The organism is Streptomyces sp. NPDC058877 (assembly GCF_042742855.1).
In the GTDB taxonomy this organism is placed as follows: domain Bacteria; phylum Actinomycetota; class Actinomycetes; order Streptomycetales; family Streptomycetaceae; genus Streptomyces.
In genome coordinates this window covers 46,076-59,551 of the sequence record NZ_JBHYMF010000001.1, presented here as the reverse complement: position 1 = coordinate 59,551, position 13,476 = coordinate 46,076, and the positions used below count along the sequence as shown (strand labels likewise).

Here is a 13,476-nt window from a genome sequence, read left to right as displayed (position 1 = left end):
GGGCCCGCGGGCCGCAGGGCTCGGCCGCGGAAAGGCCGCGGGGGCGGCGCCCGGATCCCGGACGTCGCCCCCGTGACGTCTGCCCGCCGTTCCGCCGGGGCGGAAGGGCGGGCAGGCGCGGTCGCCTAGAGGAAGGAGTTGATCTCGATCGTCTCCGTGCGGCCCGGTCCCACGCCGATGGCCGAGATCGGGGCGCCCGACATCTCCTCCAGCGCCTTCACGTAGGCCTGCGCGTTCTTCGGCAGGTCCGCGAAGGTCTTCGCCTTGGTGATGTCCTCGGACCAGCCCGGCAGCATCTCGTAGATCGGCTTCGCGTGGTGGAAGTCGGTCTGCGAGTAGGGCAGCTCCTCGACGCGCTTGCCGTCGATCTCGTACGCGACGCAGACCGGGATCTGCTCCCAGCCGGTGAGCACGTCGAGCTTGGTGAGGAAGAAGTCCGTCAGGCCGTTGACCCGGGTCGCGTAGCGCGCGATGACCGCGTCGAACCAGCCGCAGCGGCGGTCACGGCCGGTGGTGACGCCCCGCTCGCCGCCGATGCGGCGCAGCGCCTCGCCGTCCTCGTCGAAGAGCTCGGTCGGGAACGGGCCCGCGCCGACACGGGTCGTGTAGGCCTTCAGGATGCCGATGACCCGGGAGATCTTCGTGGGGCCGACGCCCGCGCCCGTGCAGGCGCCGCCCGCGGTCGGGTTCGAGGAGGTGACGAAGGGGTAGGTGCCGTGGTCGACGTCGAGGAGCGTGCCCTGGCCGCCCTCGAAGAGCACGACCTTGTCCTCGTCGAGCGCGTTGTTGAGGATGAGCGTGGTGTCCGCGACGTACGGCTTGATCTGCTCCGCGTACTGGAGCATCTCCTCGACGATCTGCGCGGCGTCGATGGCCCGTCGGTTGTAGAGCTTGGCGAGGAGCTGGTTCTTGCCCTCCAGCGCCGCCTCCACCTTCTGGGTGAGGATCGACTCGTCGTACAGGTCCTGGACCCGGATGCCGACGCGGTTGATCTTGTCGGCGTAGGTCGGGCCGATGCCGCGGCCGGTGGTCCCGATCTTGCGCTTGCCGAGGAACCGTTCCGTCACCTTGTCGAGGGTGACGTTGTACGGAGTGATCAGGTGAGCGTTGCCGCTGATCAGCAGCTTGGACGTGTCCACGCCACGCTCGTTCAGTCCGCTCAGCTCGGAGAGCAGGACCGCCGGGTCGACGACGACACCGTTCCCGATCACCGGGGTGCACCCCGGGGAGAGGATTCCGGAAGGGAGGAGGTGGAGCGCGTACTTCTGGTCGCCGACGACGACCGTGTGGCCGGCATTGTTGCCGCCCTGGTAACGCACCACGTAGTCCACGGATCCACCGAGCAGGTCGGTGGCCTTTCCCTTGCCCTCGTCACCCCACTGAGCACCGAGCAGCACAAGTGCGGGCACAGGCGTACACCCCTTCCGGGTGGGGCATGTCCAAGGTCAGGGGGCGTACGCCGCCTCACCGGTGTGCCCCGGAATAGACGAAGCCCCTGGCGCAATAGCGCAAGGGGCTCTTGCACAAAGATGCTACCCGAGGAAGGACCGAGGTGTCGGATCACGACCAGCTGCTGGTCATCGTCGACCCGGTCGCCCGCCGAAGTGACGGCGAGTCCGTACGGATCGCGAAGGATGTGCTGTCCGCCGGCGCAGAGGCGAAGATCTGCCTGCCGGACGGCCCCGAAGAATTCTCCCGGGCCCTGGCCCGACGCGGTTCCCGACGGCTCGTGGTGCTGGGCGACGACCGCGCACTGCTGCGCACGGTGGCCCTGCTGCACCAGGGACGGGACCTCGCCGACGGGGCCCTCTCGCTCGTGCCGATCGGCGCCCCGGACACCCTGGAGGTGGCCCATGCGCTCGGCGTGCCGCGCTCCACGCCCACGGCCGCCCGAGCGGTGCTGCGCGGGGCCGTGCGCCGCCTGGACCTGCTCGTCGACGACAGCGACGGCGTCGTCCTGGGCGACCTGTTGGTGCCGGCCGTGCCCGCCCTGGCCCCGACGGCCCCGTCCGTCTGGGACGCTTGCCGCTCCCTGGTCCGCACGCTGGTCCGGCCGGACCCGGCGACGCTGGCCGTCCGCACCCACCGGTTGCGGGTGGAGGCGGACGGGGTGCTGCTCGCCGATGTCGACGCCCCCGTGGAGGGGCTGACGGTCCGGCCCGTCTCGGGCGCGGCCGAGGTGACCGTCCGCCCCCAGGCCGCTCCGCCCCGGCGGGCGACCGCCCGCACCCTCACGGTCTCGGGCCCCGACTTCCGCTACCGCGCGGACGGCCGGCTGACCGGCCCGGTCCGTCGCCGCACCTGGACGGTGTTGGCGGGGGCGTGGGGGCTGACCCTGCCCCGGGAGGTCACCCACGAGGTCCGTGCGACGCGGTGAGCGGGGGGGGCGGGCGACCGTCGAAGGTGCGGACCGGCGCGGGGCCCGGACCGGCGCGGGGCCCGGACCGGCGCGGGGCCGGCGGGCCGAAGGCGGGGCGTCCGTCAGCCGACGGCTCAGGACGCCCGGGCGGACCCGGGCCCGTCCGCGGCCCGCGCCTCCTTGTGGGCGCGCCAGCGGTCCATGATCCCGAGCATCTCGGTGTGCAGGAAGGCGAAGAACTCGGCGGTTTCCGCCGTGCGGCGGCCCGCCGCCGTGTCCGGGCCGAGGGCCTCGGCACCCTCGTGGAGGACCTTCTCCCAGCGGACGAGGACCTGGTCGCGCCGGGTGAAGGTCTCGTACCAGAGCTCGTTGTGGAGGACGTACCGGTCGCGGCGGGTGCCGGGGTCGCGCTCGCGGCTGACCATGTCGACCCGGGTGAGGTAGCCGATCGCGCCGGAGACGGCGGCCGGGCTGATCTGCAACTGCTCGGCGAGCTCGGCCGCGGTCAGGGAAGCGGTCTCGGAGGTGAGGAGGGCCGCGAAGACGCGGCTCGCCATGCGCTGCATGCCGGCGGCGGTCATCTCGGCCGCCAGGCGTTCGACGAAGCGGGACAGCGCCTCCGCACTCCCGTCTCCCCCGGCGGTCGTCGTCATCTCGCTCATCCTCCAGACTTTATACGGTTCCTTAACTTCACAAATTTGTGAACGTACCGTACGTTCTGAATCATGACGAAGGCAATCAACGTCGCGGGGCTCCACAAGTCCTTCGGGCGCACCCGTGCGCTCGACGGTCTCGACCTCACCGTCGGGACCGGCGAGGTCCACGGCTTCCTCGGCCCCAACGGCTCCGGGAAGTCCACCACCATCCGGGTCCTGCTGGGCCTGCTGCGGCCCGACTCCGGCAGCGCCCGACTCCTCGACCGCGACCCCTGGCAGGACGCGGTCGAACTGCACCGGCGGATCGCCTACGTCCCGGGCGACGTGACCCTGTGGCGCAACCTCTCCGGCGGCGAGGTCATCGACCTCTACGGCCGGCTGCGCGGCAACGGACTCGACCGGACGCGCCGGGCCGAGCTGATCGAACGCTTCGAGCTGGACCCCACCAAGAAGGGCCGCGCCTACTCCAAGGGCAACCGACAGAAGGTCGCGCTCGTCGCCGCCTTCGCCTCCGACGCCGACCTGCTCGTCCTGGACGAACCGACCAGCGGCCTCGACCCGCTGATGGAGGAGGTCTTCCGGGGCTGCGTCGAGGACGCCCGCAGCCGGGGACGGACGGTCCTGCTGTCCTCGCACATCCTCAGCGAGGTCGAGGCCCTCTGCGACCGGGTCAGCATCATCCGCAAGGGCAGGACCGTCGAATCGGGTTCGCTCGCGGAGCTGCGCCATCTGACCCGGACCAGCATCACGGCCGAACTCGCCGGACCGCCCGACGGCCTGGCCCGCCTCCCCGGCGTCCACGACCTCACCCTCCAGGACGTCGAAGGAGGGCAGGGCAGCCGGATCAGCCTCCAGGTCGACACCGACGGGCTCGACGCCGTCCTCCGGTCCCTGACCGCCTCGGGCGTGCGGAGCCTGACCTCGACCCCGCCCACCCTGGAGGAGCTCTTCCTCCGGCACTACGCGGACACGGGGGCGACGGCATGAGCGCCCTTGCCGGCACCGGCACCCTCACCCGGCTCGCCCTGCGCCGCGACCGGCTGACGATCCCCGTGTGGGCCCTCGTCACCGGCGGCATGGTCGCCAGCGGCGCCGGAACCCTGGACGGGCTGTACGGAACGGCCGCGGAGCGGTCCGCCCTCGCCGCCTCCATGACCGCCAACAGCTCGATGCGGGCGCTGTACGGACCGGTCTTCGGCGACTCGCTCGGCGGGCTGGTCGCCTGGCGCTTCGGCACCTTCGGCGCGGTCCTCGCCGCCGTCGCGAGCCTGATCGTGGTGGTCCGCCACACCCGCGAGGAAGAGGAGACGGGACGTCAGGAGATGTTGTCCGCGGGTGCGGTGGGACGCCGGGCACCACTCACGGCCGCCCTCCTCGCCGCGCTCGTCGTGAACGCCGCCGTCGCCCTCCTCGTCACCGTCGGGCTCGCCGGCCAGGGCGCGGCCGGAGCCCTCGCCCTCGGCCTGGCGATCGGCGGCACCGGAATGGTCTTCGCCACCGCCGCCGCGCTCACCGCCCAGCTCACGGAGAGCGCACGGCTCGCCAAGGGCCTGGCGTCGGCCGTGCTGGGCCTCGCGTTCGTGCTGCGGGCGGCCGGGGACGCCGGTACGGCGGACGGCGACTCGGTCCTCACCTGGCTCTCGCCGATCGGCTGGACCGAACACGTCCGCGCCTTCAGCGGCGAACGCTGGTGGGTGCTGCTCCTGATCGCCGGGGCCGTCCTCGTCCAGACGGCGGCGGCCTACGCGCTGACCGCCCGCCGGGACGTCGGCGCGAGTTTCCTCGCGACCCGACCCGGCCCGGCCGAAGGCCGGCTCGCAACGGCCGGGGCACTCGCCTGGCGGCTCCAGCGCGGTTCGCTCCTCGGCTGGTCGCTCGGCTTCCTGCTCGGTGGCCTCGTCTTCGGCGGGATGGTCGAGGGTGCGGCCGACATCGTCGGCGACAACGAGCGGGCCCGCGAGATCTTCGAGCGGATGGGCGGTCAGACCGCCCTCACCGACGCCTTCCTCGCCACCATGGCGTCCCTCTTCGGGATGGTCGCCGCGCTGTACGCGGTCGGGTCGGCGCTGCGACCGCACGGCGAGGAGACCTCGGGCCGCGCCGAACCGCTCCTCGCCCACCCCCTCGGCCGGATCCGTTGGGCCGCCGGGCACCTGGTCATCGCCTTCGGCGGTGCGGCCCTGATCCTCACCCTCGCCGGACTGGGCCTGGCCCTCTCCTACGGGCAGGACCTCGGCCCGGTGCTGGGCGCGGTGCTCGTCCAGCTTCCGGCCGTGTGGACGCTCACCGGGCTCGCGGTCCTGCTCTGGGGCACCGCCCCGAACGCCGCGACCGCCGCCTGGGGCGCCGCGGGCCTCTGCCTGGTGCTCGGTTGGATCGGCCCGGCGCTCGACCTGCCGCAGGCGGTCCTGGACCTCTCCCCCTTCGGACACCTGCCGAAGCTCCCCGGAGCGGAAACGGCCTGGACCCCGGTGCTCGCGCTGACGGCCCTGGCGGCGGTGCTGACCACGGCCGGTCTGGCGGGGCTGCGGCGCCGGGACCTCACCGGCTGAGCCGGGGGTCAGACCTCCACCAGCAGCTCCTCGAAGCCCCGGATCACGTACCCCGGTCGCCACACCGGGTCGGCCGCGAGCCGCAGGTCCGGGGCCCGGCGGAGCAGTGCCGCGAAGACCGCCGTGAGTTCGAGGCGGGCCAGCGGGGCGCCGAGGCAGTAGTGGATGCCCGCGCCGAAGGTGACGTGCGGGTTGTCGGCGCGTTCGAGGTCGAGGACGTCGGCGGTGGGGCCGAAGCGGGCCGGGTCGCGGTTGGCGGACCCGAAGAGGAGGGCGACCTCGGAACCCCGCGGAATGGTGACGCCGCCGACCTCGATGTCGTCGAGGACCCAGCGCTCGAACATCTGGAGGGGCGTGTCGTAGCGCAGGAGTTCTTCCACAGCTGTGGACAGCGTCCCGGGGCGCGGACGGACCCCCTCCTTCAGCAGGGTCCACCAACCGTTGACCGTGGTGTTCACGGTGGCCTCGTGGCCGGCGTTGAGGAGCAGGACGCAGGTGGAGACCATTTCCTGTTCCGTCAGCCCCTCGACCGCGACCAGGGAAGAGATCAGGTCGTCCCCCGGGCTCTTCCGCCGCCGGGCGATCAGCTCCCGCAGGTAGTCCGAGAACTCCAACGAGGCCCGCACCGCCCGCCGGGCCGTCTCCTCCGAGGGGTTCAACTCGAACATCCCGCAGATCGCCGCCGACCAGGGCCGCAGCATCCCCCGCTCCTCGTCCTCCTCCGGAACCCCCAGCATCTCGGCGATCACTGCCACGGGCAGCGGCTCGGCGACCATCGCCAGCAGGTCGCCGCCGCCCGCCGCCACCAGCTCGCCGACCAGCCGGTCGGCGAGCCTCCGCACGGTCGGGGCCAGGTCCTCCACCGTCCTCGGGGTGAACGCCTTCGAGACGAGCCGCCGGATCCGGCCGTGGTCGGCCGCCTCCAGGTCGAGCAACCCGTGGTCGTTGAGCGTGTGGAAGGGCTCGTGCGCCGGGTCCGGTGCCGCCCTCCCGAACTCCTCGTGGGTGAACCGGTGGGTGTACGTCCGACCGAGGCGCCGGTCGCGCAGCAACGCCGACACGTCCTCGTGGTGCGGGATCAACCACTGCCGCGTCGGGGCGTACCAGTGGGCGCGACCGGTGGCGCGCAGGCGGGCGTAGGCGGGGTAGGGATCGGCGACGAACTCCGCCGACCAGGGATCGAAAGCAGCGTCCACAGGTTCCATGCCCGGACGCTACCGTCCGGGCACCGCCACGGGACCGGCTCAGCCGCCGACGCGCACCAGGCCCGCCTCGTACGCGAAGACCGCCGCCTGGGTGCGGTCGCGCAGGCCCAGCTTCACCAGGACCCGGCTGACATGCGTCTTGATCGTCGACTCGGCGACGACGAGCCGGTCGGCGATCTCGGCGTTCGACAGGCCCTGTGCGATGAGGACGAGGACCTCCGTCTCCCGCTCCGTCAACTCCCCGACCTGCACCCCGGCCGGCGGACGCGGCGAACTCCCCGACGTCTTCGCGAACTCGATGATCAGACGCTTCGTCACGGTCGGCGCGAGCAACGCCTCACCGGCCGCGACGACCCGCACTCCGTCCGCGAGTTGACGGGCCGAGGCGTCCTTGAGGAGGAACCCGGAGGCCCCGGCGCGCAGCGCCTGGTAGACGTACTCGTCCAGGTCGAAGGTGGTCAGGACGAGGACCTTCGCCTCCTCGTCAGCGGCGACGATCTCCCTGGTGGCCTCGATGCCGTTGAGCTCGGGCATCCGGATGTCCATCAGGACCACATCGGGCCGGAGGGCGGCGACCTGCTCGATCGCCTCCCGGCCGTTGACCGCCTCACCGACGACCTCGATGTCCGGCATCGCGCCGAGCAGCACCGAGAAGCCCTCGCGCACCATCATCTGGTCGTCGACGATCAGAACCCGGATCACGCCTGCTGCTCCTCACGGCCCACGGGGACGAAGGCGGTCACCTCGTAGCCGCCGTCGTCGGTCGCCCCGGCGGTCATCTCCCCTCCCAGCATCGTCACGCGCTCCCGCATGCCGGTGACGCCGTGGCCCGCCCCGGGCGAGGGCTCGGCGGGACCGCGCGCGGGGCCGTTGACGACGCGCAGCCCCAGCCCGCCCAGGACATGGCTGACCTCGACCTTAGCGGGTGCGCCCGGCGCGTGCCGCAACACGTTCGACAGGGCTTCCTGGACGATCCGGTACGCAGAGAGCTCCACGCCCTGCGGCAGCTCGCGCACCGCGCCGGTCACCGTCATCGTCACGTCGAGTCCGGCCTCCCGGACGTTGTCGACCAATGCGTCCAGGTCGTCGAGCGTCGGCTGCGGGGCGTCGGGCGCCTCGTAGTCCTCGGCCCGGACGACCCCGAGGATGCGGCGCAGTTCGGTCAGCGCGGCGACCGCGTTCTCACGGATGGTGCGGAAGGCCTGCTCCAGTTCCGGCGGCGGGTTCTCCACCCGGTACGGCGCCGCCTCCGCCTGGATGGCGACCACGGACATGTGGTGGGCGACGACGTCGTGCAGCTCGCGGGCGATGGTGGTGCGCTCCTCCAGGACGGTCCGCTTGGAGATCTCCCGGAGGGTGACGGTCTCCTGGGCGGTGACGTCGCGGCGGGCCTGGCGACGGACCTGGACGAGGGTGACGGCGAGCAGCGCGAGGGCCGCGACGAAGAGCAACGGGACCGAGTCGGAACCGCGCCCCACGCCGAGGAACGCCTCGGCGAAGAGGGCGTAGCCCGCCGTCACGGTCCACATCCAGGCCGCTGCCCGGGGGCCGGTGCGGGCGGCGACGACGGTGAGGACGACCAAGTGGGCGGCGAAGGCGTTGTCGGTCCAGGGCCAGCCGCCCCAGTGGCCGCCGAGGAGGGACAGGAAGGGGGTCGCGGCGAGCGAGGCCCAGAAGGCGAGGACCGGCCTGATCAGCGTGGCCAGCACGATCGCCGGCGGCAGCCAGGCGAAGAGGAAGGCCGCCGGTGCGAAGCCGACGGCGATGCCGTCGTAGCCGATCGCCAGGACGACGAAGGCGCAGAAGGCGACGACCGCGTGCGGGAACAGGCCGGCATGGCCGCGTATCCGCCCCGGCAGGCGGCGTGCGGGGCCGCCGTGCACGTTCATGCGCGGCAGCGGCCGATAGGCGAAGGCGTCGTGGAGGAGTTCCTGGCGCAGTCCTTCGAATGCCGCCTGCACCAGGCGGAACTCGGGGCTGCGGCTCGTCTCGGAAGAGTGCGTCCGGGTCACGCGGAACACCGTACGCACCGGGCCGCACGGGGTCGTCCGGCCCGGTGCGGATCCTTCGGGGTCCTCCTTGAGGACGAGGACGCCCCCCGGTCGGACCGGGGGGCGTTTGTCGCCCGGGTCAGGAGACCGAGCCGAACGCGGTGCCCCCTCGGTGACGGCCCGCTGGTCACCAGGCCAGCTGGGCGATCTCCTCCGCGACCACCGCGCACGCGTCCGCCGACGGGTCGATCAGCGGGAAGTGGCCGACCTCCTCCAGGAGCGTCATGCCGACCTCCTCGCCCGCCTTGGACGCCGCCTCCGCATACGCCTCGGCGACCGCGTACGGCACGACGACGTCCTCACGGCCCTGCACCAGGGTGGTGGCGATGCCGGTGGGAAGCAGGACGGCGGGATCCGCGGCGGCCGAACGGCCGGCGAGCTCCGCCTCCCCACCGAGCAGCTCCGTGACCGCACCACCGCACACCCCCAACTCCACGGCCCGGGCGAAGTGGGCGATCGGGGCGAGGGCGACGACCCCGCGCAGCGCCGGCGGAGCGGGGAGCCGCCACGGGGAGCCGGCGGGCAGCACGTGCCGGGCGGCGGCCCACAGCGCGAGGTGGCCGCCCGCCGAGTGACCGGTGAGGACGGTCCGGTGCGGATCGGCCTGCGGCAGGTGCGCGGCGGCCAGGTCCGGCACGGCGTCCAGGGCGGCGGCCACGTCGTCGAAGGTCTCCGGCCAGCGCCCGGCGACCGGGGCCGTGCCGCCCTGGCGGGGGATGTCGCTGCCGCGCCGGTACTCGACGTTCGCCACGGCGAAGCCCCGCCGGGCCAGGAAGTCCACGAACGGGGTCAGGTGCCGTCGGTCGTACGGGGCCCGCCAGGCGCCCCCGTGCAGGGCGACGACGAGCGGGGCGCGAGTGCACCCGTCGCGCGGGGCGTAGAAGTCGACCACCTGGTCCGGGTGGTCGCCGTACGCGGCGGAGGCGTCCGGGGCGACGACCGGGTGCGAGAAGGCCGACGCCTCTTCGGCGGCATCGCGCGCGGCGGGGTCCGGCATGCTGTTCCAACCTCTCGGATACGCGGCCGAATCGGCCTGACCTGCGGGGACGGTACCAGCACCGGGCACCGCAGATCAGGCCGTGTTCGGACCTACGCCCCGGCGACCTCGCCCAGGACGTCCGCCAGCGTCCGGGCCGCCCGCTCCGCGTCCGCGAAGCCCACGTACAGCGGGGTGAAGCCGAACCGCAGGATGTCCGGCCGCCGCAGGTCACCCACCACGCCCCGCTTGATCAGCTCGGCCATGACGGCAGGGGCCTCGGCACAGGCCAGCGCGACCTGGCTGCCGCGCTCGGCGTGCCCGTCGGGCGTCACCGACCGGACCCTCCCCTCGGGGACGTACGCCCGCACGCACTCCAGGAAGAAGTCCGTGAGCGCCAGGGACTTGGCCCGCACGTCCTCGACGGCGACCCCGTCCCAGACGTCGAGCGCCGCTTCGAGGGCCAGCATGGAGAGGATGTCGGGCGTACCGACCCTGCCGCGCACGACGCCTTCCGCCGCCGCGTAGCCGTGCGTCATGCCGAAGGGGTCGACGTGCGAGTTCCAGCCGGGCAGCGGCGAGTCGAAGGCGGCCTGGTGGCGCTCGGCGACGTACAGGTAGGCGGGGGCACCGGGGCCGCCGTTCAGGTACTTGTAGGTGCAGCCGACGGCCAGGTCGACACCGTGGGCGTCCAGTCCGACGGGCAGGGCGCCCGCGCTGTGGCACAGGTCCCAGACGGCGAGCGCACCCGCCGCGTGAAGCGCGGCGGTGATGCCGGGCAGGTCCTGCAGCCGACCGGTGCGGTAGTCGACGTGGTTGACGAGCGCGAGCGCCGTGCGACCGCTGACCGCGGCGGGCATCCCGGCCGGGTCGACGGGCACGATCCGGTGGCCGGTCATCCGCGCCGCGGACTGCGCGATGTACCCGTCCGTGGGGAACGTCGTCGCGTCGACGAGTATCTCGTCCCGGTCCTCGCCGCTCAGCCGGGCGGCACCGACGACCGCCTTGAAGACGTTCACGCTCGTCGAGTCGCCGACCACGACCTGTCCCGGGGCGGCACCGACGAGGGGGGCGATCCGGTCACCGATCCGTTCGGGCGCGGTCCACCAGCCGGATTCGTCCCAGGAGCGGATGCGCAGCTCGCCCCACTCGCGGGTGATGACGTCGGCCATGCGGGCCGGGACGTGCGCCGGCAGTGCGCCGAGCGAGTTCCCGTCGAGGTAGACGGTCCCCTCGTCGAGCGCGAACTCCTGCCGGTGCTTGCCCAGTTCGTCGGCCGCGTCCAGCCGGGCGGCCTTCTCCTCGTAGGACTCAGACATGGCTGCGCGCCGTCCACAGCTCCGGGAACACGTTCTTCTGGGCCCGCTTCTCCAGCCAGGCCACGCCCGCCGAACCTCCGGTGCCGGTCTTCGCGCCCATCGCCCGCCGGGTCGCCACCAGATGGTCGTTGCGCCAGCGCCAGACCAGCTCGGCGACGTCGCTGAGGGCCTCGCCGAGCCGGACCAGCTCGCCGTTCTGGTCGGCGTCCGCGTAGATCCCGGCCCAGACCGCCTCGACCTCGGGCGAAGGCTCGTACCGCTGCGCCAGGTCACGGCCGAGGACCGACTCCGGCACCGGCAGCCCGCGCCGGGCGAGCAGCCCGAGGACCTCGTCGTACAGGCTCGGCTCGTGGAGCGCCTTCTCCAGTTCGGCGTGGACGCGGGGCGCGCCCCGGTGCGGGACGAGCATGGACGCGGACTTCTCGCCGAGCAGGAACTCCATCCGCCGGTACATGGCCGACTGGAAGCCGGAGCCCTCGCCGAGCGCCGCCCGGTAGGCGTTGAACTGACCGGGGGTGAGCTGGGCGAGCGGACGCCAGGAGTGGTTGAGGGCCTCCAGTTCGCGCACCGAGCGCTTGAGCGCGTCCATCGCGACGGGGACCCGGTCCTCGCGCAGGGCGCGGCTCGCGGTCTCCCACTCGTGCACGATCACCGTGAACCACAGCTCCATGACCTGGGTGGTGACCAGGAAGACCATCTCGCCGGGGTCGTCCGAGCGGAGGTGCTGGAGGTGGGTGAGGACGTCCGCCTGGACGTAGTCCTCGTACGGCGTCGTGCCCGCGAAGTCGAGGTTCGGGTCGTCGACGACCGAGCCGGCTCCGGAGGCATCGGGGAAGGTGGACATTTCTGTCTCCTCGATACGAACTACCGGGTAGCGGTCCGCTCCACCGCGTGCGCGCTCTGCGGCGCGCCACGGGAGCTCCGGTCCCCTCGGGAGGCGTGCTCCTTCGCGCGCCCTCCCACGCGCATCATGACACGATCGGGCCCGTGATGTAGCTCCCGTCTTCGTCATACGGAAAGGCGTTCGAACGGCAGCCGTTGAGTCCCTTGATCTGCTGCATCATCGCGGGCGCGGGTTTGCCCGGCCCCGGGCAGGCCATGTGGGTGCGGATGCCGATCTCGTGCCCGACCTCATGGTTGATGATCAAGTGCCGGTACTCGTCCGGCTCTCCCGCGAAGGTCGGCGAGCCGAGCATCCACCGCTTGAGGTTCACCACGACGCCGTCGGTGGTCTCGCAGTTCAGCTCCCCGTGGGTGTCGAGGCCCTGGCGGAGGCAGAGCGCGTCGGCCGTGTCCGGGGTGGCGATCCTGATAACGAAGTCGGCGTTCTCCGAAACCAGCTGGAAGCGGCCCCTGCCGTGCGCGGCCCAGCCGCGCGGGTGGGCCAGGATCCGTTGGATCTCCGCGGCCGTCTCGCGCGCCGACAGCTCGATGCCGTCCTCGACCTGGACCCGATAGCGGCGCAGCACGCCGGAGGTGCCGACCGGGGAGCCGGTGGCCTGCGCGGTGGTGAAGGTACCGGCGCCGGACTGCGGCACGGCGGTCTTCTCGGGCGTGGGAGTGGGCCCGGACGTCTTCTTCCCGGGGGGCGGCGTCGGTGTCGGCGGCGTTGGCGCCGGTGTCGCCGTCGTGGGCTGGGGGGCGGTCGTCCTGCGGTCCGCCACCGGGGCCGACGCGTCTTCCGTGCCCTCGCCGCCGAAGTGTGCGAGGGCGGCTCCGCCGCCGAGCGAAAGGGCGGTCAGCAGCAGGACGGGCAGGACGAAACGGGTGGGAGATTTGCGCCTCCGCCTCGTCCGCCGGCGTTGTTTGTGCGCAGCGCGTTTCCCCACGACAGGCCCTCCCCCTTGTGCCTTGCAGTCCTGGGGATCGTAGCGGTCGTGTCGAACGCCCTTTCCTCCGTGCGGGGGAAAGGGCGTCCGGGACTGGCTGCGGGAAACCTCAGCCGAGGGTCTCGGCCGCGGTCTCCGAGGAGTCCCGCAGGAAGGTCGTGCAGCGCTCGTGCTCCTCCTTCTCGCCGATCTCCCCGGCGGCCCGGGCCAGGGCGTGCAGCGCGCGCAGGAAGCCGCGGTTGGGCTCGTGCTCCCACGGCACCGGGCCGTGGCCCTTCCAACCGCTGCGGCGCAGCGCGTCCAGGCCGCGGTGGTAGCCGGTACGGGCGTAGGCGTACGACTCGACGACCGCACCGCGCTCGAAGGCGTCGTCGGCGAGCTGTGCCCAGGCGAGCGAGGACGTCGGGTACTTCGCGGCGACGTCCGCCGGCGCCGTGCCGCTCGCGAGCAGTTCGCGCGGCCCCGGGTCGTCGGGCAGGTGGGTGGGGGCCGGTCCCCCCAGCAGGTTCTCGTGGATGGCCATGGGCCC

General features: G+C 72.9%; 13 protein-coding genes. 3 read left to right on the top strand and 10 right to left on the bottom strand.

The genetic code is table 11. From position 1 onward, the window contains the following. Nucleotides 1–125: 125 nt before the first annotated feature. Nucleotides 126–1,409, bottom strand: coding sequence for an adenylosuccinate synthase (locus ACFW2Y_RS00275; RefSeq protein WP_093875340.1), 1,284 nt, complete (start codon nt 1,407–1,409; stop codon nt 126–128). A 143-nt stretch (nt 1,410–1,552) separates the two neighbouring features. Here ACFW2Y_RS00275 and ACFW2Y_RS00270 point away from each other — a divergent pair, with 143 nt between their 5' ends. Then, nucleotides 1,553–2,377, top strand: coding sequence for a diacylglycerol kinase (locus ACFW2Y_RS00270; RefSeq protein WP_384871199.1), 825 nt, complete (start codon nt 1,553–1,555; stop codon nt 2,375–2,377). Between the two features lie 116 nt (nt 2,378–2,493). On the opposite strand, the gene ACFW2Y_RS00265 is transcribed toward ACFW2Y_RS00270, so the two are convergent. Further along, entirely contained in the window at nt 2,494–3,021 is a 528-nt protein-coding gene (locus ACFW2Y_RS00265) for a GbsR/MarR family transcriptional regulator (RefSeq protein WP_384871197.1), read from the bottom strand. Between the two features lie 63 nt (nt 3,022–3,084). On the opposite strand from ACFW2Y_RS00265, the gene ACFW2Y_RS00260 reads away from it, so the two are divergent. Together ACFW2Y_RS00260 and ACFW2Y_RS00255 are read left to right on the top strand one after the other, a co-directional pair. Further along, on the top strand, nt 3,085–4,002 hold the full coding sequence (locus ACFW2Y_RS00260; RefSeq protein ID WP_384871194.1) for an ATP-binding cassette domain-containing protein: 918 nt from the start codon (nt 3,085–3,087) through the stop codon (nt 4,000–4,002). Further along, nucleotides 3,999–5,567 (top strand): ABC transporter permease, encoded by a 1,569-nt coding sequence (locus ACFW2Y_RS00255; protein ID WP_384871191.1) that lies wholly within the window; start codon nt 3,999–4,001, stop codon nt 5,565–5,567. The genes ACFW2Y_RS00260 and ACFW2Y_RS00255 overlap by 4 nt, the downstream gene beginning before the upstream one ends. Before the next feature lie 8 nt (nt 5,568–5,575). On the opposite strand, the gene ACFW2Y_RS00250 is transcribed toward ACFW2Y_RS00255, so the two are convergent. The 8 genes from ACFW2Y_RS00250 to ACFW2Y_RS00215 all read right to left on the bottom strand — a co-directional run bounded on the left by ACFW2Y_RS00250 (nt 5,576) and on the right by ACFW2Y_RS00215 (nt 13,470). Then, nucleotides 5,576–6,763: a cytochrome P450 gene (locus ACFW2Y_RS00250; protein WP_384871349.1), complete on the bottom strand. Its 1,188-nt coding sequence runs from the start codon at nt 6,761–6,763 to the stop codon at nt 5,576–5,578. Between the two features lie 48 nt (nt 6,764–6,811). Beyond that, nucleotides 6,812–7,474, bottom strand: coding sequence for a response regulator (locus tag ACFW2Y_RS00245; RefSeq protein WP_384871189.1), 663 nt, complete (start codon nt 7,472–7,474; stop codon nt 6,812–6,814). Then, nucleotides 7,471–8,793, bottom strand: a complete 1,323-nt coding sequence (locus tag ACFW2Y_RS00240; RefSeq protein ID WP_384871186.1) for a sensor histidine kinase — start codon at nt 8,791–8,793, stop codon at nt 7,471–7,473. Before ACFW2Y_RS00240 ends, ACFW2Y_RS00245 begins: the two co-directional genes overlap by 4 nt. A 157-nt stretch (nt 8,794–8,950) precedes the next feature. Then, nucleotides 8,951–9,820: an alpha/beta hydrolase gene (locus tag ACFW2Y_RS00235; protein WP_384871184.1), complete on the bottom strand. Its 870-nt coding sequence runs from the start codon at nt 9,818–9,820 to the stop codon at nt 8,951–8,953. Between the two features lie 92 nt (nt 9,821–9,912). Then, the gene (gene kynU, locus ACFW2Y_RS00230) at nt 9,913–11,118 is read right to left on the bottom strand and encodes a kynureninase (protein ID WP_384871181.1); all 1,206 of its coding nucleotides are present in this window, start codon (nt 11,116–11,118) and stop codon (nt 9,913–9,915) included. Next, nucleotides 11,111–11,962, bottom strand: coding sequence for a tryptophan 2,3-dioxygenase family protein (locus ACFW2Y_RS00225; protein ID WP_384871178.1), 852 nt, complete (start codon nt 11,960–11,962; stop codon nt 11,111–11,113). The genes kynU and ACFW2Y_RS00225 overlap by 8 nt, the downstream gene beginning before the upstream one ends. A gap of 124 nt (nt 11,963–12,086) precedes the next feature. Then, on the bottom strand, nt 12,087–12,947 hold the full coding sequence (locus ACFW2Y_RS00220) for a DUF3152 domain-containing protein (RefSeq protein WP_384871175.1): 861 nt from the start codon (nt 12,945–12,947) through the stop codon (nt 12,087–12,089). A 109-nt stretch (nt 12,948–13,056) separates the two neighbouring features. Further along, complete coding sequence (locus ACFW2Y_RS00215; protein ID WP_384871172.1) at nt 13,057–13,470, bottom strand: DUF3151 domain-containing protein; 414 nt, start codon at nt 13,468–13,470, stop codon at nt 13,057–13,059. Nucleotides 13,471–13,476: the final 6 nt, after the last annotated feature.